This is a genomic window from Streptomyces sp. NPDC008317 (assembly GCF_042955955.1).
Classification (GTDB): domain Bacteria; phylum Actinomycetota; class Actinomycetes; order Streptomycetales; family Streptomycetaceae; genus Actinacidiphila.
Map to the genome: position 1 here is coordinate 460,015 of NZ_JBIBFQ010000003.1, position 22,320 is coordinate 482,334.

At 74.1% G+C, this 22,320-nt stretch carries 21 protein-coding genes; 4 read left to right on the forward strand and 17 right to left on the reverse strand.

The annotated features are described in order from the left end of the window. Positions 1 to 90 precede the first annotated feature (90 nt). The gene (locus tag ACFY9V_RS11675) at positions 91 to 1,044 is read right to left on the reverse strand and encodes an ABC transporter permease (RefSeq protein ID WP_391160981.1); all 954 of its coding nucleotides are present in this window, start codon (positions 1,042 to 1,044) and stop codon (positions 91 to 93) included. A gap of 116 nt (positions 1,045 to 1,160) precedes the next feature. Between ACFY9V_RS11675 and ACFY9V_RS11680 the strand changes: the two genes are divergently transcribed. Continuing rightward, the gene (locus ACFY9V_RS11680; protein ID WP_355332851.1) at positions 1,161 to 1,799 is read left to right on the forward strand and encodes a TetR/AcrR family transcriptional regulator; all 639 of its coding nucleotides are present in this window, start codon (positions 1,161 to 1,163) and stop codon (positions 1,797 to 1,799) included. Positions 1,800 to 2,386: 587 nt separating this feature from the next. On the opposite strand, the gene ACFY9V_RS11685 is transcribed toward ACFY9V_RS11680, so the two are convergent. From ACFY9V_RS11685 to infC, 9 genes are all read right to left on the reverse strand, one after another. Continuing rightward, complete coding sequence (locus ACFY9V_RS11685; protein WP_391160983.1) at positions 2,387 to 2,983, reverse strand: hypothetical protein; 597 nt, start codon at positions 2,981 to 2,983, stop codon at positions 2,387 to 2,389. Positions 2,984 to 3,043: 60 nt separating this feature from the next. Next, positions 3,044 to 4,198, reverse strand: a complete 1,155-nt coding sequence (locus ACFY9V_RS11690) for a SpoIIE family protein phosphatase (RefSeq protein WP_391160984.1) — start codon at positions 4,196 to 4,198, stop codon at positions 3,044 to 3,046. A gap of 262 nt (positions 4,199 to 4,460) precedes the next feature. Then, on the reverse strand, positions 4,461 to 6,986 hold the full coding sequence (pheT, locus tag ACFY9V_RS11695) for a phenylalanine--tRNA ligase subunit beta (protein WP_391046336.1): 2,526 nt from the start codon (positions 6,984 to 6,986) through the stop codon (positions 4,461 to 4,463). Then, positions 6,986 to 8,116, reverse strand: a complete 1,131-nt coding sequence (pheS, locus tag ACFY9V_RS11700) for a phenylalanine--tRNA ligase subunit alpha (RefSeq protein ID WP_391046334.1) — start codon at positions 8,114 to 8,116, stop codon at positions 6,986 to 6,988. The genes pheT and pheS overlap by 1 nt, the downstream gene beginning before the upstream one ends. Before the next feature lie 186 nt (positions 8,117 to 8,302). Continuing rightward, a complete protein-coding gene (locus ACFY9V_RS11705) occupies positions 8,303 to 9,358 on the reverse strand; it encodes an ATP-binding protein (protein WP_391161384.1) in 1,056 nt (351 codons plus the stop codon). Positions 9,359 to 9,567: 209 nt separating this feature from the next. Then, entirely contained in the window at positions 9,568 to 10,425 is an 858-nt protein-coding gene (locus ACFY9V_RS11710; RefSeq protein ID WP_355332865.1) for an RNA methyltransferase, read from the reverse strand. A 106-nt stretch (positions 10,426 to 10,531) separates the two neighbouring features. Next, positions 10,532 to 10,915, reverse strand: coding sequence for a 50S ribosomal protein L20 (rplT, locus tag ACFY9V_RS11715; RefSeq protein WP_018564305.1), 384 nt, complete (start codon positions 10,913 to 10,915; stop codon positions 10,532 to 10,534). A 98-nt stretch (positions 10,916 to 11,013) separates the two neighbouring features. Continuing rightward, a complete protein-coding gene (rpmI, locus tag ACFY9V_RS11720) occupies positions 11,014 to 11,208 on the reverse strand; it encodes a 50S ribosomal protein L35 (protein ID WP_327291998.1) in 195 nt (64 codons plus the stop codon). Positions 11,209 to 11,318: 110 nt separating this feature from the next. Then, a complete protein-coding gene (gene infC / locus ACFY9V_RS11725) occupies positions 11,319 to 11,984 on the reverse strand; it encodes a translation initiation factor IF-3 (RefSeq protein ID WP_355333576.1) in 666 nt (221 codons plus the stop codon). A 360-nt stretch (positions 11,985 to 12,344) separates the two neighbouring features. On the opposite strand from infC, the gene ACFY9V_RS11730 reads away from it, so the two are divergent. Then, positions 12,345 to 12,698, forward strand: coding sequence for a DUF1844 domain-containing protein (locus tag ACFY9V_RS11730; protein WP_188281368.1), 354 nt, complete (start codon positions 12,345 to 12,347; stop codon positions 12,696 to 12,698). Positions 12,699 to 12,762: 64 nt separating this feature from the next. On the opposite strand, the gene ACFY9V_RS11735 is transcribed toward ACFY9V_RS11730, so the two are convergent. From ACFY9V_RS11735 to ACFY9V_RS11750, 4 genes are all read right to left on the reverse strand, one after another. Next, positions 12,763 to 13,521, reverse strand: a complete 759-nt coding sequence (locus ACFY9V_RS11735; RefSeq protein ID WP_355332870.1) for an MIP family channel protein — start codon at positions 13,519 to 13,521, stop codon at positions 12,763 to 12,765. Between the two features lie 224 nt (positions 13,522 to 13,745). Continuing rightward, complete coding sequence (locus tag ACFY9V_RS11740) at positions 13,746 to 14,480, reverse strand: SseB family protein (protein ID WP_391160986.1); 735 nt, start codon at positions 14,478 to 14,480, stop codon at positions 13,746 to 13,748. A gap of 9 nt (positions 14,481 to 14,489) precedes the next feature. Continuing rightward, positions 14,490 to 15,725: a type VII secretion-associated serine protease mycosin gene (gene mycP / locus ACFY9V_RS11745; RefSeq protein WP_391160988.1), complete on the reverse strand. Its 1,236-nt coding sequence runs from the start codon at positions 15,723 to 15,725 to the stop codon at positions 14,490 to 14,492. Further along, a complete protein-coding gene (locus tag ACFY9V_RS11750; protein WP_391160989.1) occupies positions 15,722 to 16,822 on the reverse strand; it encodes a hypothetical protein in 1,101 nt (366 codons plus the stop codon). Before ACFY9V_RS11750 ends, mycP begins: the two co-directional genes overlap by 4 nt. A 165-nt stretch (positions 16,823 to 16,987) precedes the next feature. Here ACFY9V_RS11750 and ACFY9V_RS11755 point away from each other — a divergent pair, with 165 nt between their 5' ends. Continuing rightward, positions 16,988 to 18,190: an amino acid deaminase/aldolase gene (locus tag ACFY9V_RS11755; RefSeq protein WP_355332882.1), complete on the forward strand. Its 1,203-nt coding sequence runs from the start codon at positions 16,988 to 16,990 to the stop codon at positions 18,188 to 18,190. A gap of 78 nt (positions 18,191 to 18,268) precedes the next feature. Here the strand turns inward: ACFY9V_RS11755 and ACFY9V_RS11760 are convergent, their stop codons facing one another. Further along, a complete protein-coding gene (locus ACFY9V_RS11760; protein ID WP_355332884.1) occupies positions 18,269 to 19,261 on the reverse strand; it encodes a DUF2510 domain-containing protein in 993 nt (330 codons plus the stop codon). A gap of 141 nt (positions 19,262 to 19,402) precedes the next feature. Beyond that, positions 19,403 to 20,353, reverse strand: a complete 951-nt coding sequence (locus ACFY9V_RS11765) for a LysR substrate-binding domain-containing protein (protein WP_391160991.1) — start codon at positions 20,351 to 20,353, stop codon at positions 19,403 to 19,405. Positions 20,354 to 20,423: 70 nt separating this feature from the next. On the opposite strand from ACFY9V_RS11765, the gene ACFY9V_RS11770 reads away from it, so the two are divergent. Further along, positions 20,424 to 21,545 (forward strand): TDT family transporter, encoded by a 1,122-nt coding sequence (locus ACFY9V_RS11770; RefSeq protein WP_391160995.1) that lies wholly within the window; start codon positions 20,424 to 20,426, stop codon positions 21,543 to 21,545. Positions 21,546 to 21,560: 15 nt separating this feature from the next. Here ACFY9V_RS11770 and ACFY9V_RS11775 read toward each other — a convergent pair whose 3' ends face one another. Beyond that, complete coding sequence (locus ACFY9V_RS11775) at positions 21,561 to 22,310, reverse strand: helical backbone metal receptor (protein WP_391160997.1); 750 nt, start codon at positions 22,308 to 22,310, stop codon at positions 21,561 to 21,563. Between the last annotated feature and the right edge of the window lie 10 nt (positions 22,311 to 22,320).

The window sequence follows — 22,320 nt, forward strand, 5'->3', positions numbered from 1 at the left end:
TCCAGGGCGGCAGCCAGCTCGGGGGCCAGGCCCCTGGCGCTGTTCGGGACGGCGTTCAGCGCGGTCTCCTGCGTTGCCTCGTCCGTTGGTTCAGCCACGGCCGTACTCCTCCTCCGACGACCAGAAGAACGCGTACCCGGCGCAGGCGGCCACGGCCGCCCAGCCGACCGCGAGCGGCCAGATGTGCGGCGGGAGCTGTTCGCGGGTGACGCTGTCGATCAGCGCGAAACGCATCAGACCGACATATACCAGGGCGGGGTTGACGTTGAGCATCACCGCGACGGCGTGCGGCGCGCCGACGGTGAACCGGGAGAGGTCGTAGAAGACCCCGGAGACGTACATCCAGGTCCGCAGCACGAAGGGCAGCACCTGGGCGAAGTCGGTGGTCCTGGCGCCGACGCGGGCCAGGCCCAGGGCCAGCCCCGCGTTGAAGAGCGACTGGAGGGCCAGCGCGGGGACGGCGAGCAGCCAGCGGGCGGTGACCGGGATGCCCTCGGCGACCACGATGACCGAGAGCACGCCGAGGGAGAGCAGGAGCTGCCGGAGCTGGAGCAGGGTGGCGGCGATCGGCAGGCAGGCGCGCGGGAAGTGCAGGGCGCGGACGAGTCCGATGTTGTCGGTCAGCGAGCGGGCGCCGCCGAGGACGGCCGACTGGGTGAAGGTGAAGACGAAGACCCCGGTGCACAGGAACGGGATGTAGTCCGTGACGCCGCGGCCCGCGCCGAGCAGCAGTCCGAAGATCAGGAAGTAGACGGCCGCGTTGAGCAGCGGGGTGAGCACCTGCCAGAGCTGGCCGAGGCGCGCGTCGCTGTAGAGGGCGGCCTGCCGGGCGCCGGCGAAGGCGGTGACGAAGTGGCGGCGGGCCCAGAGCCGCCGGGTGTACTCCACGATTCCGGGGCGGGCGCCGCTGACGGTCAGGCCGTGGGCGGCGGCGAGCGCGGCGGGAGCGAGGTCCGCGGGGCCCGGCCGAGCGGGTGCGCGCGGAGCGGTGATCACGGCGGGAGAGGCGACGGGCATGGGCGGCTGCCTTCGGGTGACGGGCATGGGGAGACACCTGCGCAACAACGGAACGGGCCCGTATCGTCGTCACGGTCGACGGTAGAGCAGTCGCGGGATGGAACGCAACCGTTCCGTCGTCACGTCGGGTTAGGATCGCTCGCATGACCGACTCCGCCGAGGCCGCTTCTCCGTCCACGACGACCGGCGGTCCGCGCCGCGCCCCGGCGGGCGCCGCCGTGCTGCGCGAGGACGTCACCGAGGCGATCCGGGCGGCCGTCTTCGCCGAGCTGGCCGCCGTCGGCTACGGGCGCATGTCGATGGAGGGCATCGCCCGGCGCGCGGGGGTCGGCAAGGCCGCCGTGTACCGCCGGTGGCGCTCGAAGCTGCCGCTGGTGCTCGACATGGTGTCCGACTTCGCCGCGCAGGGCCTTCCCGTGCCCGACACCGGCACGCTGTACGGGGACGTCCGCGCCCTGCTCGACGTCAGCGCGCGGGCCCTGCGGCATCCGGTCGCGGCGCAGATCATCCCCGATCTGCTGGCCGAGGCCGCTCGCAGTCCCGAGCTGGCCGACACGCTGCGCACCGCGCTGCGCGAGGCCCAGGGCGGGATCACCGTCGCCGTCATACGCCAGGCCGCCGCGCGCGGCGAGCTGTCCCCCAGCGCCGATCCCGAGCTCGCCCTCGACCTCATCGCGGGCCCGCTCTACTGGCGTCTGGCCGTCATGCGCGCCGCCTACTCCCGAGCGCAGCTCGACGCCCTCACCTCAGCCGTCGTCGCTGCGCTCCAGGCTTCCACGTAGCGCGTACGTCCGCCCCCACCCCGCCGCCGCGCTCCCGGCTCCCGCGTAACCACCGGGCCTCCGGCCCGGACCCCCACAGGACCTGCCCCGCTGAGACCGGTCCGCACAGCGCACCACCGCCGCGGCCGGCCGCGCAGTTCCCCGCGCCCCTAAAAACCCGCCGCACCCAGCCGAACACCCACGCCCCCGAAGGGCCGCGACCACCGGGCCTCCGGCCCGGACCCCCACAGGACCTGCCCCGCTGAGGCCGGTCCGCACAGCGCACCACCGCCGTGGCCGGCCGCGCAGTTCCCCGCGCCCCTAAAAACCCGCCGCACCCAGCCGAGCACCCACGCCCCCGAAGGGGCGCGAGGAACTGCGCGACCAACCACGACGCACCGGCACCCGGCGAACACCCGGCCGGGCTACGGCGCGTGGCCGAAGGGGCGCGGGGAACTGCGCGGGAAACCCATCACCGGCGGGTGGTCGGGGGGATGCGGCAACCGCCCCACCGGGGCCGGTAGTGACCGGCAGGTCAAAAGCCGTCCACGTGCCGGTGGTGACCGGCAGCCCAAACGGCGTCCAACATGCCGGTGGTGACCGGCAGGTCAAACGGCTTCCCCGTGCGGGAGCACCACGGTGCGGTGGGCGTGGTCGCCCGCCACGTCCGCCGTGGGGGCGGCGGCGATCACGAGGATGCCCGCGGCGGCGACACCGCGGAGGCGGCCCCAGATCCGGCCTTCGGCCGGAACGGCGAGGTCGGCGGGGTCGACCAGGAGGACGTCCGGGGCCGGGATGAGGGCCAGGGCGACGGCCAGGAGAAGCTGGTCGCAGACCCCCAGGTGTTCGAAGCGGGCGCGGCGGGGGACGACGCCCGGCCGCTCCGGGTCCGGGTGGTCGGCCAGGGTGAGCCCGGCGGCGGCCAGGGCTTCGTGGATGCGCCGGGCACCGACACGCAGGCCCGCGTGGACGGCCGCCAGGTCGAGGAGTTCACCGACGCGGTCGTACGGGTCGGGGGACCCGGGGCCGTACACCCGCGCCACGCCGGTCCTGCGCCCGCCGGGCCGCAGCCCGCGCCCGAGCGCGACCAGCATCGCGGTGCGTTCGGGACCCGCGGGGCCGATGACGGCCAGGAGTTCCGCGGCCGATACGGCGGCGGGCGCGACGCCGTGTGCGGGGGCGCTGTGCCCGGTCACTGTCACCACGCCGTCCCCTTCCTTCGTAGAGGCGAGCAATCCGCCCATATCTACCAAGGAAGGGGGCGTTCAGCGGCGCGGCACTCCGGAGAGCGCCGCCGTACGCGGCCGGGCCGCCGGACGTACACCGTCCCGGACGAGTACCAGCAGGGCCACGTCGTCGGCGGGGCGGTCGGCGGCGTGCCGCAGGACGGCGGCGCGCAGGTCCGCGGCGACGGCGCGGCCGGACAGCGGGGTGCCGGGGCGTACGTCGGCCGCGTCGGCCAGGGCGTCGGCCAGCGGGAAGAAGACGCCCTCGGCGTCCCGCGCGTCCTGCATGCCGTCGGTGCAGAGCAACAGCCCGTCGCCGGGCGGCACATGGCCGGTGGCGGCCGGTGCGGCCGTCCGCGCCGGGTCGAACAGGCCCAGCGGCGGCAGGGGTTCGCCGATCGGCAGCGGACCGGGCGCGGCGTCGAGCAGATACGGCTGCGGGTGGCCGCAGTTGACGATCCGGTAGGCGCCGTCGTCGGCGAGCTCGACGAGTTGGAGGGTGGCGAATTCCTCGGCGACCGGATCCTGTGGCGGGACACCGGCCGCCGCCGGGTGCTCACCGCGGGTCCGCTCCCGCAGATGGCGTCGCAGGGCCCCGTCCAACCGCCGCAGCACGCCCGCCAGTTCGGGTTCCTGATGGGCGGCCTCGCGGAAGCTGCCGAGCAGCGCGGCGACCATGCCGATCGCGGGCAGGCCGTGGCCGCGCGCGTCCCCGATGACCGCCCGCACCCCGAACGGCGTGGCCAGCACCTCGTAGAAGTCGCCGCCGACGTGAGCGCCCCGGCTGGCCGACACGTACTCCCCCGCCACCGTCCAGCCGCCCGCTCTGCGCGGCAGCGGCCGCAGCAGCACCTGCTGGGCGGCGACGGCGATCTCCCGCGTACGGTCCAGCTCGTCGCAGAGCAGCGACCGGCGGCGGGCGGTCCACATCGCCGCGGCTATCACCGCGACCGCGGTGGCCGCGGCGCCGAGCACCGGGCCGGAGCCGTCGAAGGAGTCGTCGGCCAGTTCCGCGCCCAGCACGCCGAGCGCCAGCAGCCCGCTGCCGAACACCCAGAGCCGCCGGGCGCCCGCCGCGCAGGCCACCGCGGGTGTCACGGCGAGGGCGGGCAGCACGTCCGCGCCTTCGGACAACTGCCAGGTGAGCACGCCCATCACCGCCACCCACACGGCGGGTACCAGCGCCCACGGCACCCTTCGCAGCGCACGGACTGCCCGGTTTCGGATCATCCGCCCGGCTCCCCCCAGAAGCCGCGGTCGCGGCAGCGTCGGAGCCGCGGCCCGCATGCCCGGCTCCCGCATCCCGACCGATTCTGGCCATTCCCCGCGCACAAGTGGCCCGCCGAACGGGGTAATCACTCGAATGAGCGACGAAACCCTTGAGCGCTCCCCGAAAGACGAAGGGGGCCGCCCCGGTGCGTCCGGGACGGCCCCCCTTCTCGGGTCCTGCGCGCCGTCAGGCGCCGCGCAGCACCGCCCCGGTGAGGGCGTGGGCGCTGGCGACCGCCGCGTCACGCGCCGCCGTGGTCTCCTCGGCCGTCAGCGTGCGGTCGGGGGCCCGGAAGCGCAGCGCGTAGGCGAGGGACTTGCGGCCCTCGCCGATCTGCTCGCCGGTGAAGATGTCGAACAGCCGGAGCGATTCGAGGAGTTCACCGGCGCCGTCGCGCAGCGCGCGCTCGACGTCGGCGGCCGGGACCGAGGAGTCGACGACGAGCGCCACGTCCTGGGTCGCCACCGGGAAGGTGGACACCCGCGGCCCGGTGGGCCGGTCGCCGCCCGCGCGCTCGACCTGGTCCATGTCCAGTTCCATCGCGCAGGTCCGCTCGGGCAGGCCGAGCGCCTTGGTGACCCTCGGGTGCAGCTCCCCCGCGTTGCCCACCAGCGTCTCCTGACCGTCGACCACCGCGTACAGCGCGGCGCAGCGGCCCGGGTGGTAGGGGGCGTGCTGGTCCTGGCGGACGCTCAGCTCGACCCCGGCCTCGCGGGCCACGGTACGGGCCGCCTCGACCGCGTCGGCCCAGGTCGCCGGGTGTCCGGCGCCCCACCAGCCATTACGGTCGCGGGCACCGCAGAGCACGACGGCGACCCGGCGGGGCTGGTCCGGCAGCGCCTCTTGGAGCCGCGCGATCTCCGCGTCCGTCGGACGGCGGTCGACCGCGAGACGCGGCGGCGCCTTCTCCGCGCCGGTCGGCAGGAAGACCAGACCGGTCTCGAAGAGCGCCAGGTCGTGCGTGCCGCGGCCCAGATTGCGGCGCAGCGTGGCCAGCAGACCGGGCAGCAGTGTCGTGCGCAGACCGGGCTCGGTGTCCGAGAGCGGGTTGGCGACGGTCACCGTGCGGCGGCGCGGGTCGTCCGCGTCGAGCCCGAGCTGGTCGAAGACCTCGGCGCTGACGAAGGGGTAGCTCGGCGCCTCCACGTATCCGGCACCGGCCAGGGCCCGGCCGACCCGGCGGCGCAGGAGCTGCGACTCGGTCAGCCCGCGTCCGGCGGGCGGCTTGGGCAGCGTCGACGGCAGATTCTCGTAGCCTTCGAGCCGGATGACCTCTTCGGCGAGGTCGTTGGGGAAGGCCAGGTCGGGGCGCCAGCTCGGCACGGTGACGATCAGCTCGTCGCTGCCGTAGACGTCGCAGCCGATCTCCTGGAGGCGGCGGACGACGGTCTCGCGGCCGTACTCGGTGCCCGCGACGCGGTCCGGATGGTCGGCGGCCATCGCGACGGTGCGCGGGGCCGACGGTGAGACGACCTCGGTGACGCCGGGGTCCGCGGTGCCGCCCGCCAGGCCCGTCAGCAGGTCGACCGCGCGCTGGGCCGCGGCCGAGGTGGCCTGCGGGTCGCTGCCGCGCTCGAACCGCTTGGACGCCTCGGAGCCGAGCTTGTGGCGGCGCGCGGTGCGGGCGATGGTGACCGGCGCGAAGTGCGCGGCCTCGATGACGATCTCGGTGGTGCCGGTGACGACGCCGGTCTCCGGGTCGGTGGCGGGCGCGGCGATCTCGGTGTTCGCGCCGCCCATCACGCCCGCGAGGCCGATCGCCCCGGAGTCGTCCGTGATGACCAGGTCCTCGGGGTCCAGCGTGCGCTCGACGTCGTCCAGCGTCGTCAGCTTCTCGCCGGGCAGCGCGCGGCGCACCCCGATCGGCCCTTCGATCCGCGAGCGGTCGTAGGCGTGCAGCGGCTGGCCCAGCTCGAACATCACGTAGTTGGTGATGTCCACGGCCAGCGAGATCGGCCGCATGCCGACCTTCTGGAGCCTGCGCTGGAGCCAGATCGGCGACCGCGCCTCGGGGTCGAGACCGGTGACCGTACGGGCGGTGAAGCGGTCGCAGCCGACCGGGTCGGCGACCTTGACCGGGTAGCCGAACGCGTTGGGCGCGGGCACGTCGATCAGCGCCGGGTCGCGCAGCGAGACGCCGTACGCGATGGCCGCCTCGCGGGCGACGCCGCGCATCGACAGCGCGTAGCCGCGGTCCGGCGTGACGGCGATGTCCAGGACCTCGTCGACCAGTTCGAGCAGCTCGACGGCATCGGTGCCCACCTCGTGCTCGGGCGGCAGCACGATGATGCCCTCGTGGTCGTCGCCCATGCCCAGCTCCTGCGCGGAGCAGATCATGCCGTGCGAGACATGGCCGTACGTCTTGCGCGCGGCGATCGCGAAGTCGCCGGGCAGCACGGCGCCTGGCAGCACCACGACGACCTTGTCGCCGACCGCGAAGTTGCGGGCGCCGCAGACGATCTCCTGCGGCTCGCCGGTTCCGTTGGCGTCGCCGACGTCGACCGTGCAGAAGCGGATCGGCTTCTTGAAGCCCTCCAGCTCCTCGATGGTCAGCACCTTGCCGACGACCAGCGGGCCCTTGAGCCCGGCGCCGAGCTGTTCGACGGTCTCGACTTCGAGACCGGCGGAAATGAGCTTGGCCTGGACGTCGCGGCCGGTCTCACCGGCGGGCAGTTCGACGTACTCCCGCAGCCAAGAAAGCGGGACCCGCATCAGATCTCCATCCCGAACGGAAGGGTGAAGCGCACATCACCCTCGACGATGTCTCGCATGTCCTCGACGCTGTGGCGGAACATCAGCATCCGCTCGATGCCGAAGCCGAACGCGAAACCGCTGTACTTCTCCGGGTCGACGCCGCAGGCGGTGAGCACCCTGGGGTTGACGACGCCGCAGCCGCCCAGCTCGATCCAGCCCTCGGAGGAGCAGGTGCGGCAGGGGCGGTCGGGGTTCCCGACCGAGTCGCCGCGGCAGACGTAGCAGAGCATGTCCATCTCGGCGGACGGCTCGGTGAACGGGAAGTGGTTGGGCCGCAGCCGCGTCGTCATGCCCTCGCCGAACAGCGAGACCACCATGTGGTCGAGGGTGCCCTTGAGGTCGGCCATGGTCAGGCCCTCGTCCACGGCGAGCAGTTCGACCTGCGCGAAGACCGGGGTGTGGGTGGCGTCCAGCTCGTCGGAGCGGTAGACGCGGCCCGGCGCGATCACGTAGACGGGCAGCTCGCGCTCCAGCAGGGCGCGGATCTGCACCGGGGAGGTGTGGGTGCGCAGCACCACGCCGGACTCGCCGCTGCCGCCGGGGCCTTCGGGGCCCTCGACGAAGAAGGTGTCCTGGGTCTCGCGGGCGGGGTGGTCGGGCGGGAAGTTGAGGGCGTCGAAGTTGAACCACTCGCTCTCGACCTCGGGACCCTCGGCGACCTCGTAGCCCATGGCCACGAAGATGTCCTCGATGCGCTCGGAGAGCGTGGTGAGCGGGTGCCGCGCGCCGACCGGGCGCCGGTCGTAGGGCAGCGTGACGTCCACGGCCTCCTCGACCAGCACGCGGGCGTCGCGCTCCGCCTCCAGCTCGGCCTGCCGGGCGGCCAGCGCCTTGTTGACCGCGCCGCGCGCCTGGCCGACGCGCTTGCCCGCCTCCGCCTTGGCCTGCGGCGGCAGCGCGCCGATCTCGCGGTTGGCGAGCGCCAGCGGCGAGGCGCCGCCGGTGTGCGCGGTCTTCGCGTGCGCGAGCGCGTCGAGGTCGGTGGCGGCGGCGACGGCGGCCAGCGCCGCGTCGCGCATCCGCTCGATCTCCTCCGGCTTCAACGCCTCGACCTCCACAGGGTCGTACGACTTGTTCGGTGCCGACATCTTTTCCCGTTCCGCAGTGGATGGTGGTGGGGGCGCCTCCCAGGACGGAGTCTCCGAGTGGAGGCTCTGCCCGACCGGACACATACCGAAGCCCGATTCTACCGGCGCCGCGTGGACCGCCTGATCACGCCCGTCGGGGGTCCGCCGGGACGACATCCCCGGCGAACGCTCTGCCCGCGCGGCCGGTCAGGCCATGAAAGCGGGTGCCCCGACGGGCAGAATAAATCGGAACTGGGCGCCGCCGCCGGGGGCCCTGCCGACGGAGATGGTGCCGCCGTGCGCCTCGACGATGCCCTTGACGATGTACAGCCCGAGGCCGGTGCCGCCGCGCTTGCTGCCCCGCCAGAAGCGGGTGAAGACGCGGCCCATCGACTCCTCCGGAATGCCGGGGCCCTCGTCGCTCACGGTCACCGCTGTGCCGGTGCAGCTCCGCTCCTGCGCGGAGAACGAGGGCTCTACGTCGATGGTGACAGTCCCCTCGCCGTGCCGCACCGCGTTTTCCAGCAGATTGCCGAGGACCTGGTCGACCTTGTCGGGGTCGGCCCACAGCGCGGGCAGCGGCTGGGTGACCCGCACCCGGAAGCGGTCGGCCCGCTGGCCCGCGGCGACATGGCCGTCCACGTGCCGCTGCACGGCCGCCGCCATGTCCACCGGCTGGCGGCGCACTTCCAGGCGGCCGGAGTCGATCCGGGAGATGTCGAGGAGTTCCGCGATCAGCCGGGTGACCCGGTTGGCGTCGGCGTCGACGGTCTCCAGCATGAGTTTCTTCTGATCGTCGGTGAAGCGTTCCCACTTGGCGAGCAGGGTCGCGGTGAAGCCCTTGACCGAGGTGAGCGGCGAGCGCAGTTCGTGCGCGACGGTGGCGATCAGCTCGGCGTGGCTGCGTTCGGTACGGCGGCGGGCCTCGGTGCCGCGCAGCGAGACCACCAGACGGCGCACCGGTCCCGTGGGGTATTCGCGCACATAGCGGGCGGCGACCAGCACTTCGCGTCCGCCGGGCAGCAGCAGATTGCGTTCCGGCTGGCCGACCCTGATGGCCAGGCCGCCGTACGGGTCGGTGAGCGCCCACCAGCGGCGGCCTTCGAGGTCTTCCAGCGGCAGCGCACGCTCCACGGATTTGCCGAGCACGTCGCGCGGGTGCAGGGCGGTGATCCGGGCGGCGGCGGCGTTGAAGGCGATCACCCGGCCGCGCTCGTCGGCGACCACCAGGCCGTCGGGGAGGTCGTCCGGGTCCAGGCCCAGGGAGTCGACGCCGAACGGTTCCGCGCCGAGGGGGCGGGCGGCGCGTGCCGCGGTGTCCCGCGATTCCGCTTCGTGGCCCGCGGGCCCCGGTGTCCGCGGTCCCGCGGAGCGCGCGGTCCGGCCCAGGACGGCGCTGCGCGCCTCGTCCTCTGGCACCGTCACATCCATCCCCGCCACTCCCCTTTCAGGGCCCCCGGGCCGCCACCCTACTAGGTGGATGTGACGCTGCGGCACCCTCCGGGCGCGCGCTGCGCCCGCGCGGAGGCGTAGAGGCAGACGGCGGCGGCCGTCGCGAGGTTGAGGCTTTCGGCGCGGCCGTGGATCGGGACGCGGACGACCTCGTCGGCCAGCGCGCGGGTCTCCTCGGGCAGGCCCCACGCCTCGTTGCCGAAGATCCAGGCGGTGGGGCCGTTCATCGTGCCCTCGTCCAGCTCGGCGTCCAGGTCCCGCCCGCCCGCGCCGTCGGCGGCCACCACCCGTACACCGGCGGCCCGCAGTCCTGCCACGGCGGTGTCGACGGGCACGCCGACGGCGACCGGCAGGTGGAACAGGCTGCCCGCGGAGGCGCGTACGGCCTTGGGGTTGTACGGGTCCACGGACGCGTCGGTGAGCACCACCGCGTCGGCGCCCGCGGCGTCGGCGCAGCGCAGCACCGTACCGGCGTTGCCGGGGTCGCGGACGTTGGCGAGCACGGCGACCAGCCGGGGCCCCGCGCGCAGGATCTCCTCGAACGGCGAGTCGAGGAAGCGGCACACCCCGACCAGGCCCTGCGGGGTGACGGTGTCGGAGATCTCCGCCATCACCTCGGGGGTCGCGGTCAGTACGGGCGCGCCGACGGTACGGGCGGCGGCCACGATGTCGGCGTGCCGCTCGGCGGCCTCCGGTGTGGCGTACAGCTCGACCAGGGTCCTGCCGCCCTCGGTGCCGGGGTGCGCGATGGCCTCCCGTACGGCCTGCGGTCCCTCGGCGAGGAAGCGGCGCTCCTTGCCGCGGAAGCTGCGCTTGGCCAGCCGGTGCGCGGCGGTGACGCGCGTCGAACGCAACGAGGTCAGCTCGGGGGCTGGCATGGGTGACTCGCCTTCCGGATACGGGGGAAGCGGGCATGGCACAGGCCCGCAGGGGAAAACCACCCGCGGGCCCGGAACCGTACCGTGAACAGGGCGCGTGTCGGCGTCAGGCCGCCTTGGGCGCGTTCACGTCGGAAGGCAGCGCCTTCTGGGCGACCTCGACCAGCGCCGCGAAGGCGTTCGCGTCGTTGACGGCCAGCTCGGCGAGGATCTTGCGGTCCACCTCGACGTTGGCGGCCTTCAGGCCCTGGATGAAGCGGTTGTAGGTGATGCCGTTGGCGCGGGCAGCGGCGTTGATCCGCTGGATCCAGAGCTGACGGAAGTCGCCCTTGCGCTTCTTGCGGTCGTTGTAGTTGTAGACCAGGGAGTGGGTGACCTGCTCCTTGGCCTTGCGGTACAGGCGCGAACGCTGACCGCGGTAACCGCTGGCCTGCTCGAGGATTGCCCGGCGCTTCTTCTGGGCGTTGACTGCCCGCTTGACGCGTGCCACTTGATAACTCCTTCTAGGGGACCGCGGTGATGCTCACACGGTCCGAAAGCGAATGAGGTCCCGGATCGGAACGGCGTGCCCCCGTCGGGGCACCGCCGTCACTTGCCGAGAAGCTTCTTGATCTTCTTGGCGTCCGACTTGGCGACCTCGACGGTGCCGGTGAGGGCGCGCGTCTTGCTGGACGGCTTGTGCTCAAGCAGGTGGCGCTTGCCGGCGCGCTCGCGCAGCACCTTGCCGGAGCCGGTGATCTTGAAGCGCTTGCTCGCACCGCTGTGCGTCTTGTTCTTCGGCATGGCGCCGTAGTCTCCTCGTCGCTGGCCCTCCCGTCCGCCGGTGGGCGCACGGAGAGCGTCAGTCCTGCATTACGGCCCGGAGCCGGAGGCTCCGGGGTGTTCGTCTCGTCTCAGGCGTCGGCCTGGGCCTCGTCCGGCACCTCGACGTCGTCGTGGGACACGGCCTCGTCGTGGGAGACGTCGTCGTCGTCGGCCGGGGCCTCACCCAGGCGGCTGGCCTTGCGGGCGGCCTGCGCCTCGCGGGCCTCGGCCATTGCCTCGGTCTTCTTCTTGTGCGGACCGAGGACCATGATCATGTTCCGGCCGTCCTGCTTCGGGTTCGACTCGATGAAGCCGAGGTCCTGGACGTCCTCCGCGAGCCGCTGCAGGAGCCGGTAACCCAGCTCCGGCCGGGACTGCTCGCGACCACGGAACATGATCGTGATCTTGACCTTGTCACCCTGCTTGAGGAACCGGACGACGTGACCCTTTTTGGTGTCGTAGTCGTGCGGGTCGATCTTCGGCCGGAGCTTCATCTCCTTGATGACCGTGTGCGCCTGGTTCTTGCGCGCCTCACGGGCCTTCATGGCCGACTCGTACTTGAACTTCCCGTAGTCCATGAGCTTGCACACGGGCGGACGGGCGGTCGCCGCGACCTCGACCAGGTCGAGGTCGTACTCCTGCGCAAGCTCCAGGGCCTTCGCAAGCGGCACGATGCCGACCTGCTCGCCGCTGGGACCGACAAGTCGAACCTCGGGAACGCGAATCCGGTCGTTGATGCGGGGCTCGGCGCTGATGGGGCCTCCTCGGTTGCACCACGCGGCTGACTGGCCGACAGCCGCGCATGAGTCTGTCTGGTTCTTCCGACCCCGTACCCAAGGCGCAAAAAACGCCCCGTACGGTACACAGGCGGGGCTCCTCACAACCGGGGAGCACCGCCGCGTTATTCCGCGGGGCGCATCGGACGGTGCCCGGTGGTGTCATGCTGACCGGAAACCGTCTGACCGGGGACCCGTCGGCCGAAAGGCCAACCAGGTGGGAGATCGGAGCCTCCACTTGATGGCCGGGACACACGGGTGCCCGGCCGGTCGTTCTCCCACCATACCAAAGGCTGACCGAAGCCCGTAATCCGCCGGACGGGGCATATCGTGTGCGGCATGAGCGACGAACAACAGACCCCGGACTTCGACAGCCTCACCCGCGACATCGCGGATGTGCCCGCCGTCGAGGTGATCACCACGGTCGCGGTGCACCTGATGAGCGCCGCCGCGGTGAATCTGGGGCTGGCCGAGGAGGGCCCGCAGCACAAGGACCTGGACGAGGCCCGCAAGCTCATCCAGGCGCTGGCCGGTCTGGTGACGGCGAGCGCCACCGAGATCAGCTCCTTCCACGCGGCCCCGCTGCGCGACGGGCTCAAGTCGCTCCAGCTCGCCTTCCGCGAGGCGTCGCTGGTGCCGGACGAGCCGGGTCAGGGGCCCGGCGAGAAGTACACCGGGCCGGTCTACGTCTGACCTCTGCCGCCGAGGGGGTCCGGTACCGGCGCGGCCGGTGCGGGGCGGCGCGGGCCGCGGGACCTCATGACGCCTCGGTCGCGCCGTCCCCCTTGTCGGCCAGCGCCTCGTCGACAGCGGCGGCCCGCGCGGCCTTGGCGGCGACCAGCGCCGGGTGGGTGACCTGGTGGACCAGGGCGGCGAGCGCGCCGCCGATCAGCGGGGCCACGATGAACAGCCAGAGTTGCGAGAGCGCCGGGCTGCCCGCGAAGAGCGCGGGGCCCAGGCTCCGCGCCGGGTTCACCGACGTGCCGGTCAGCGGGATGCCGACCAGGTGGATGACGGCGAGCGCCATACCGATGGGCAGACCGTCGAAGCCGACCACCGCGACCCGGTGGGTCACCGCGAGCACCACGAAGACCAGCAGGAAGGTCAGCACCACCTCGGCGATGAAGGCACCCGCGGTGTTGATGCCGACCGCGGACCGGTAGCCGTAGCCGTTGGTGCCGAAGGCGCCGTGCGTCTTGAGACCCGGCACCTGCTTGGCGACCAGCAGGAGCAGCGCGGCGCCCGCGATGGCGCCGAGGAACTGCGCGATCCAGTACTCGACGGCGGTGCGCACCGTGATCCGCCGGGCGACCAGCATGCCCAGCGTGACGGCCGGGTTGACGTGGCAGCCGGATATGGGGCCGAAGGTGTAGGCCAGCGCGAGCAGGACGAAGCCGAAGGCCAGCGCGATACCGAGGGTGCCGATGTACTCGCCGGACAGCACGGCGGCCCCCACGGCGAAGAAGACCAGCAGGAGCGTGCCGAGGAATTCACAGGTCACTGTTCGCTTGTCCATCGGACCTCCTTGTGACGAGCACAGCCTGCTCACGCCATTCTCGGCCTTGCTGATGAAATCCACATCTCGGGTCATTTAGGGCAAATGAACCGGTCCGGACGGCGTTCCGGAGCGCTGCCACCCACCCGAAGGCTTTCGGCTCGACGCACGAGGTCCAGCGCACGAGGTCCAGCGCACGGGTCTCAGCTCACGGGTCACAGCGCCCGAGGCTCAGCTCACGGGTCTCAGCGCGCGAACAGCGGCTCGCCCGGCAGTACGGCGCCCGGCGGCAGCAGCGCCAGGTCGAGGCCGCGCACCAGGCCCGCCCGCAGCACCTCGTCGGCGGCCAGCGCGGCGGCGATCCTGCGCCCGGTCTCCTGGACGTCGGCGTCCGGCGCCAGCACCAGGCCGAGCGTGCCGTCGCCGTCGGTCCCCGGCGTCAGGTGCGCCCGTACGACACCGGGCTCGGCGGCCACCGCGGCCCGCAGCGCCTCCCGTACGGCGGGGTCGGCGGTCGGGTCCGCGCGGCCGGGCCCGAGGGCGGCGGCGCGCAGGGCGGGTCCGGTCAGTTCGTACGTGACCGGCCCCGCGAGGTCGATCAGCAGCGTGTCGGCCCCCTCGTGCGCGAGCGCCTGGAGGGCCTGCGACAGCGGTACGGCGACCGGCCGCGCCTCCGGCCGCCAGCGGGCCAGCGCCGCCACGGAGGTGAAGGCGGGCAGCGCCCGCCGCCCGTCCGGCGCCTGGATCGTCGGCACCGCCATGTCGCTGCTCTTCTCGCGGCGCAGCCCGTCCTCGCCGGTCTCGGCCTCGCCGAGCACCGCAACCACCGGCACCAGCAGCCGGGCCCCGTGCAGCGCGGCGACCACGGCCGCCTCCGTCCCGGGGTCCCGCGCGTAGCCGGCCAACGCGTCGGCCAGTGCCGCGTCGGCCGAGCCGTCGTCGTCGGAGAAACCGGGGTCGGGGATGTTCTTCAGCGCCACCCCGGAACCCTATCCGCCGTCCGCCGACAGACCGTGGGCGGGCCGTCCCGCGCGGCGGGGGCGGAACCACAGCAGCGCGGCGACCACGACCAGGGCGGCTCCGGCCACGGCGAAGACGGTCGCGACACCGTCGCCGAGGAAGCGGGCGGGCTCGGGCGCGCGGACCGGCGGCGCGGGGCCGGGGCTGAAGTACGTCCGCGGATAGCCGGCGGCGGCCGGTACGGGGGGCGCGGGCCTCAGCTTCGCGGCGGCCTTCAGGGCGGCGGCCGGGTCGATCAGACCGGTGCCCATCTCGTCGCTGCGCCCGTCCTTGGGCCGGTCCCGCGTCGTGTCCTCCAGCACCCGCTTGACCTGGGCCGGGCTCAGCTTCGGGTCGGCGGACCTGATGAGGGCGGCGGCGCCGGAGACGTACGCGGAGGCGGCGCTGGTGCCCCAGCCCTCGTAATAGGTGCGGTCCGGGTCGGCGATCACGACGTCGACGCCGGGCGCGGAGACGGACGCGTACCAGCGGCGGGTGGAGAAGGCGGCGTGCTGCCCGTTCCTGTCGACGGCCGCGACCGCGATCACTCCGGGGTACGCGGCCGGGTAGGAGGAACGGTCCGCCTCCTCGCCGCCGTTGCCCGCGGACGCGACGACCACGACGCCCTTGCCGAGCGCGTACCGGATCGCCTCGTCCTCGGCGGCGACGGGCGCGGCGGTGGCGCTGTCGTCGCCGAGCGAGAGATTGATGACGTCGGCGCCGTGGTCGACCGCCCACCGGATGCCGTCGGGCAGCGCGTTGCCCTTGCTCGTACGCGCCTTGGACCGCTGCGGGTCCTTGTCCTCCAGGATCACCCGCACCGGCAGGATCTTCGCCTTGGGCGCGATGCCCATGACGCCCGAGTCGTGGCCGGGACCGTGGCCGTGCCCCGCGATGATCGCGGCCATCCCCGTGCCGTGCCGGGCCCAGGAGCGGTCGCCGCGGCCGGCGCCGAAGCCGACCATGTCCTTGCCCGTCAGCACCTGCCCGGTCAGGTCGGGGTGCGTCGCGTCCACCCCGGTGTCGAGCACCGCGACCGTGACGCCCGCGCCCTGGCTCGTACGCCACGCGCTCTCGGCGTGCAGGGCGCTCAGCGCCCAGTCGGCGTTGCGCACGGCGTCGGCGGCGGCGGGCTGGGCGGCCAGGACGAGGGCCGCGGCGCCCGCGGCGAGCGAGGTCAGGGCGCCGAGCAGGCGGCGGGCCGGGAGACGGGAGGGGCGGCTCATCGGGACTTCTCCGTACCGGTGGCGCCGGGACCGCCAGGGCTGCTGGACGGCCTGAGCAACGCGGTCACCGCGCTGTGCAGGCGGTCGTCGACGGCCGAGGCCAGACCGGTCGCGTCGTAGCCGAGGCCGGCCTGGGCGGCCACGCTGGTGGCGCCGGACTTGGTGGCCTTGTCGGCGGACTGCGGGGTGAGGGTGCGCCCGTCGGCGAAGCCGGTGACCGCGTACACGACGAAGGGCAGGTCGGCGGAGACCTGCACGTCCCAGCTGCCGCGCTGCTTCACGCCGAAGGAGTCGGCGGCCGTGCCGGGGAAGGCCACCGGACGCGGGATCAGGTCCGCACGGTCGCCGAGGTGCTGCGAGGCCCAGCGTCCGCTGAACCCGCGCATGGTGGCCGACTCGGCGGTGGTGACCAGCAGGCCCACCGTGGTGACCGAGGTCGACGTGCTGTCCACGTAGGTCGCGCGCAGCAGGCGCGCGCAGCCGACCGGGGCGAGTACCTGCTGGAGCAGCGGGTCGAAGGCGGCGGCGCAGCCGCCGGGCGCGGCGACGCCGATCCTGGTCCACGCGCGGTCGGCCCCGCCGGGACCCGCGCCGTTGGCGGACACCGTGCGCGGGAACAGCGCGTCGACCGGTGTGCTGCGCCACACCTCCCGTACGGCGGCGAACGCCTTGACGCTCCCGTCCACCAACGGCGGCTCCGCCCGCGGCTTGTGGTTGATCGCGCTCCCGGCGACCGCCCCGCCGATCAGGCCGAGCCCGAGCACCAGGCAGAGCGCCGCCCAGATCCGGGCCGAAGCCCCGCGGGCGGCGGGGGCGACGGCCCGCGCGGGCCCATGGTCGTATCCGGCGGGCGCGTATCCGCCGGGACCGTACGCCGTGAACCGCGGCGCGGCGGCGGGCGGTGGGGTGTAGGGCGGTGCGGGGGGCCGCGCCGGAGGCGGGGGGACGGCCGGGGGCGGTTCGGCCGCGGGCGGCGGAGGTCCCTCGGGGTGCGGGGGGACCGTCGGCGGAGTCTGCGGGCTCTGTTCCCGGCGAGGTTGGAGCGGGGGGAACGACGGGGACGTGGAGCCTCCTCCGTTGTCCACTCCAGTGCTCACCGGCGCCCCCTCGTGACATGTCCTCACGGCTTGCGCGTCACTCTACGGGGTCGACCGGACGTCGTGGTCCAGCAGGCCGTCCGGCATCCGTCCGCGTGACACGGCGGCGGACGTGCCCCGTACGCCCCTACCGCCCGGTAGCCCCTGTCTGGCAAGCTTCATGACATGTCAGAACGCGCTGCCGACCGCACCCGGTACGACCGGGCCACCGCCCATCTCGACGCCCCCGTGGCGATCGTCGACCTGGAGGCGTTCGACGCCAACGCCGACGACCTGGTGCGCCGCGCGGGCGGCAAACCGATCCGGGTGGCGTCCAAGTCGGTGCGGTGCAGGGCGCTGCTGGAGCGGGCGCTGGCCCGCGACGGCTTCGCGGGCATCATGTCGTTCACCCTGGCCGAGTCGCTGTGGCTGGCGCGCGCGGGGTTCACCGACATCCTGCTGGCGTATCCGTCGGCGGACCGGGACGGCTTCGCGGAGTTGGCCGCCGATCCCAAGCTGGCCGCCGCCGTCACGGTGATGGTGGACGACGTCTCGCACCTCGACCTGATCGACGCGGCCCGCGGCGGCGGCGACGAGACCGTCCGGGTCTGTCTCGAAATGGACACCAGCCTGCGGAAGTTGGGCGGTCGGCTGCGGATCGGCGCGCTGCGCTCGCCGCTGCACGACCCGGAGCGGATGGCGGCGCTGGCCCGTACCGTCACCGCGCGGCCCGGCTTCCGGCTGGCCGGGATCATGGCGTACGAGGGGCATGTCGCGGGGGTCGGCGACGCGGTCGCGGGCCGTCCGTTGCGGTCGCGGGCCATACGGCTGATGCAGTCAGCGGCCCGCAAGGAGCTGGCGGCGCGGCGCGCGGAGGCGGTCCGCGCGGTGCGGGCGGTCGCGCCGGAGCTGGAATTCGTCAACGGCGGCGGCACCGGCAGCGTGCAGACCACCGCTGCCGAGGACGCGGTGACCGAGATCGCGGCGGGTTCCGGGCTCTATGTGCCGCGGCTGTTCGACAACTACACGTCCTTCCGGGGCCGTCCGGCCGCGCTCTTCGCGCAGCCGGTGGTGCGCAGGCCCGGCGTCGGCGTGGTGACCGTGCTCGGCGGCGGCTACCCGGCCTCCGGCGCGGCCGGGCCCGACCGGCTGCCGGTGCCGTATCTGCCGGAGGGGCTGCGCTACGACCCGCAGGAGGGTCCCGGCGAGGTGCAGACCCCGCTGCTGGGGTCGCCCGCGGACGACCTGCTGATCGGCGACAAGGTCTGGTTCCGGCACGCGAAGGCCGGTGAACTGTGCGAGCGCTTCGCCGAGTTGCACCTGGTCGAGGGCGACCGGGTGACGGCGACGGTGCCGACGTACCGCGGTGAGGGCAAGACGTTCCTGTAGCCGCTGAAGGCGACAGGGGGCGGCGCCCGGGGTCCGGGCGCCGCCCCCTGTCGCGTACGGCCTCGCGCGGGCCGCGGGTCAGACGCCGGTGCCGCCCGTGCCGCCGGTGCCGCCGCTGCTGTCGGCCTTGATGCCCTGGGTGATCTGGTCCATGACGGCCAGGCTCGGGGCTTTGGAGCCGATGTCGAAGCCGAAGCGGACGACCGCGATGTTCTTCGGGTCGCGGGGCGAGGGGAAGGCGAGGGACTCCACGTACCCGCTGGTGCCGGACTTCGTGACGATCTTCCAGCGGACGAAGTACCCCTTCTGCCCGGCGACCGTGACCGGCTGCGACGCGATCTGCTGGTGCGAGGTCGTGGCGCCGTAGATGTCGGTGCTGTACGCGTCGGCCGCGTTCTGCGCGATGTCCGCCTTGGCGGCGGCCTCCGCTCCGGTCGCGGTGAGCTTGAGCGCCTCGGCGGGCTGGGCGAAGACGCCGCCGCGCACGCAGTCCTTGGTGGCGTCGCCGGGGCACGGGTAGCCGCCGGTGACCACGCTGGCGCCGATGCCGTTGGCGCCCGAGGTGCCGGTCCAGCCGTTGAGCACGGGGAGCCTGATGCCGTCGTAGCCGTCCACGGCCTTGCCGTCGCTGCCGCCGTCGGGACCCTGCGAGCCGTCCGGGGAGTCGGGGTCGGGCGACCCGCCGCCCGGCGACCGCGGTGTCCGGGACTCGCCTCGGTGCGGCGCCGAGGCGCTGGGCGTCGGCGAGGCGTTCTTGTCGCTCTTGTCGTCCTTGCCCAGGACCAGGATTCCGGCGACCACGCCACCGATCAGGACGAGCGCGGCCACGATCGCGATGACCACCGCACCGGTACGGCGACCGCCGCCGCCGGGGCCGCCGGCCACGACGTCGCCCGGATAGCCCGGCGTGCCGGGGTAGCCCGCGTAGGGCTGCTGGACCGCGTCCACCGGGACGGGCGCGGTCCTGGTGTACTCCGTCCACGTACTCCCGTCCCACCAGCGTTCCATGGCCGGGCCGTTGCCTGTGTGCCCGGGTTCTGGATACCAGCCGGGCGGGGTCGTCGTCGTCACGGCCGTCACCCTATGGCCCCTGCATGAGAATCCCGTAAGGGCGTCGGTCACAGCCCGGTTACACCCGTTCTGTCACCGCGATTTCCGGCCGCACGGCCGCCCGTCCCCCGCGCTGCCCGTCCCTCTCGCCCCTCGGCGCTCCTACCGCTTGCCGCTCTTGCCTCGGGTCAGCGTCAGCAGGTCGCGCGCCGGGCCCGCCGGGCGGTGGCCCGCCGTCCACACCGCGCGCAGCGACCGGCCGAGGTCGAGACCGGCGACGGGGACGCGGACGAGGCGGCGGGCGGCCAGCTCCTCCACGACGGCGAGTTCGCTGAGCACCGCGGGCCCCGCGCCGCTGACGGTGGCGGCCTTCACGGCAGTGGTCGAGGCGAGTTCGAGCAGCGGTACGGCCGGGCCGCCGTGTCCCGCCAGGCCCGCGTCGAGCACTTGCCGGGTGCCGGAGCCCTCCTCGCGCAGGACGAGCGCGGTCGCGGCGAGTTCGGCCGCGGTCAGCGCCTTGCGGCGGCGGGCCCAGGGGTGGGCGGGCGCGACCACGACCAGCAGCAGGTCGTGCGCGATCACGACGGCGTCCAGACCCGCGGGGACGTCCACGCCCTCGACGAAGCCGAGGTCGGCGGTGCCCGCGAGCACCTGCCGGGCGACGGCCGCGGAGTTGCCCGCGGCGAGCGAGACGGCCGTGTCCGGGTGGCTGCCGTGCAGGGCGATCAGCCAGCCGGGCAGCAGGTATTCGGCGACGGTCATGCTGGCCGCGACCCGGAGCCGGGAGTCGCGCCTGCCGCGCAGCGCCCGCGCGCCCGCGTCGAACGCCTCGGCGGCCTCCAGCACCTTGCGCGCCCACTCGCTGACCAGCGCCCCCTCGTCGGTGAGGCGCGAGCCGCCGGGCGAGCGGCGGACCAGCGCCACGCCGAGCTGCCGCTCCAGGCCGCGCAGCCGCCCGCTGGCCGCGGGCTGGCTGATGCCCAGCTCCCGCGCGGCCCGCCCGAGGCTGCCGAGCCGCGCGACGGCCAGCAGCAGCTCCATGGCGGCGAGGTCGGGGACCCGGCGGGCGAGCGGAGTGCCTGGTGGGGGCGGCGTGGTGGACGGCTGAGCCATAAGCCCACGTTATGCCCTCATAGCCTCGCGGGCTCTACCGGGGCGGCCCGCGGGAGGGGAGGGTCGGAGCATGGCCACTGTTCACGCCGCGCAGCCGTTCGCCCAGGTCCGTACCCGTGTCCCCGCGGTACGGCACGTCGGTCCCAACTGGTACGCCACCGTCATGGGGACGGCGATCGTGGCGAACGCCGGGGTGGCGCTGCCGGGCGGGCAGCGCTGGCTGCGGGACGTGTGCACCGGGGTGTGGGCGCTGTCCGCGGTCCTGCTCGTCGCGGTCCTCGCGGCCCGCTGCGCGCACTGGGTTTGGCACACCGACCAGGCGCGGCGCCATCTGCGCGACCCGGCCGTGGCGCCGTTCTACGGCTGTCTGCCGATGGCGCTGCTGGCCGTCGGCGCGGGCACGCTGCTGCTCGGGCCGCCGGTGCTCGGGGAGCGTACGGCGGTCACGGTCGACGCGGCGCTGTGGGCGGTCGGGACGGCGTCGTCGCTGGTGGTCGCGGCGGCCGTGCCGTATCTGATGGTGGCCAGACACCGGATCGGCCTCGACGACGCGTCGCCCGTGTGGCTGCTGCCGGTGGTGGCGCCGATGGTCGCGGCGGCCACCGGGCCCGCGCTGATCCCGCGTCTGCCCGCCGACGCCGTACAGGCCAGGGAGGCGCTGCTGCTGGGCTGTTACGCGATGTTCGGGCTGAGCCTGCTGGCGACGCTGACGATGCTGCCGCTGGTGTGGTCGCGCCTGGTGCGCCGCGGGCCGCTGCCGCTCGCCCTGACCCCGACGCTCTTCCTGGTGCTCGGTCCGCTCGGGCAGTCCACGACGGCGGTCGGCCAGGGCGCCGACGTGGCCTCCGGCGCCGTCCCCGCCCCGTACGCGACGGCGCTGCGCGGCTTCGCGGTGCTGTACGGCGTCCCGGTGATGGGCTTCGCGCTGCTGTGGCTCGCGGTGGCGGCGGCCCTGGTGGTACGGGCGGCCCGGCGCGGGATGCCGTTCGCGATGACCTGGTGGGCCTTCACCTTCCCGGTCGGCACCTGCGTGACCGGCGCGGCGAGCCTGGCCCGGCACACCGGTCTGCACGCGCTGGGCTGGCTGGCGGTCGGGCTGTACGCGGCGCTGGTCGTGGCCTGGCTGGCGGCGGGCGCGGGCACGCTGCGGGGGACGGTGAGCGGCCGGTTACTGGCGGCGCCCACGGGGTGACCGGCTGGACCGGTCTCAGTACGTGCGCGCCGCCCTCAGCGCGGCCCCCACGACGGCGGGCGCTCGCACCAACGAGGGCCCGTACCAGGTGAGATGGCGACCGCTGACCAGGGCGGCGGGCAGGCCGGGGAAGGACTCGGGGCCGTCGTCGGCGGTGAAGCGGTACGGCTCGTCGGGGAGGACGACGAGGTCGGCGCCCACGGCCCGCAGCTCCTCGACCGGGACCGCCGGGTAGCGCTCGGCGTGTCCGGCGTAGGCGTTGCGCACGCCGAGCCGGGCCAGCAGGTCACCGGCGAAGGTGTCGCGGCCGAGCACCATCCACGGCCGCCGCCAGATCGGCACGACCGCCGTCGCCGTGACCGCGGGCGCCGCCGGAATCCCCCGCCAGGCCGCCTCCGCCTCGTCCAGCCACCGCGGGCGCGGCACCCCGCAGCCGTCGACCAGCATCCGGTGCAGCTCGCCGAACGCCTGGGGCAGCGTCCGTACGTCGGTGACCAGGACGCGCACTCCCGCGGCCCGCAGCGCGGCCAGGTCGGGGGCGCGGTTCTCCTCCTCGTTGGCGACCACGAGGTCGGGGGCGAGGGCGACGACGGCGGGCACGTCGGGGTTCTTGGTGCCGCCGATCCGCACCACGTCGAGGTCCGCCGGATGGGTGCACCAGTCGGTGGCGCCGACCAGCAGTTCCGGCGCGGTGGCGGCGACCGTCTCGGTCAGCGACGGCACCAGCGAGACCACCCGGCGTACGGCGTAACGGCCCTGGTTCACCCGCCCACCG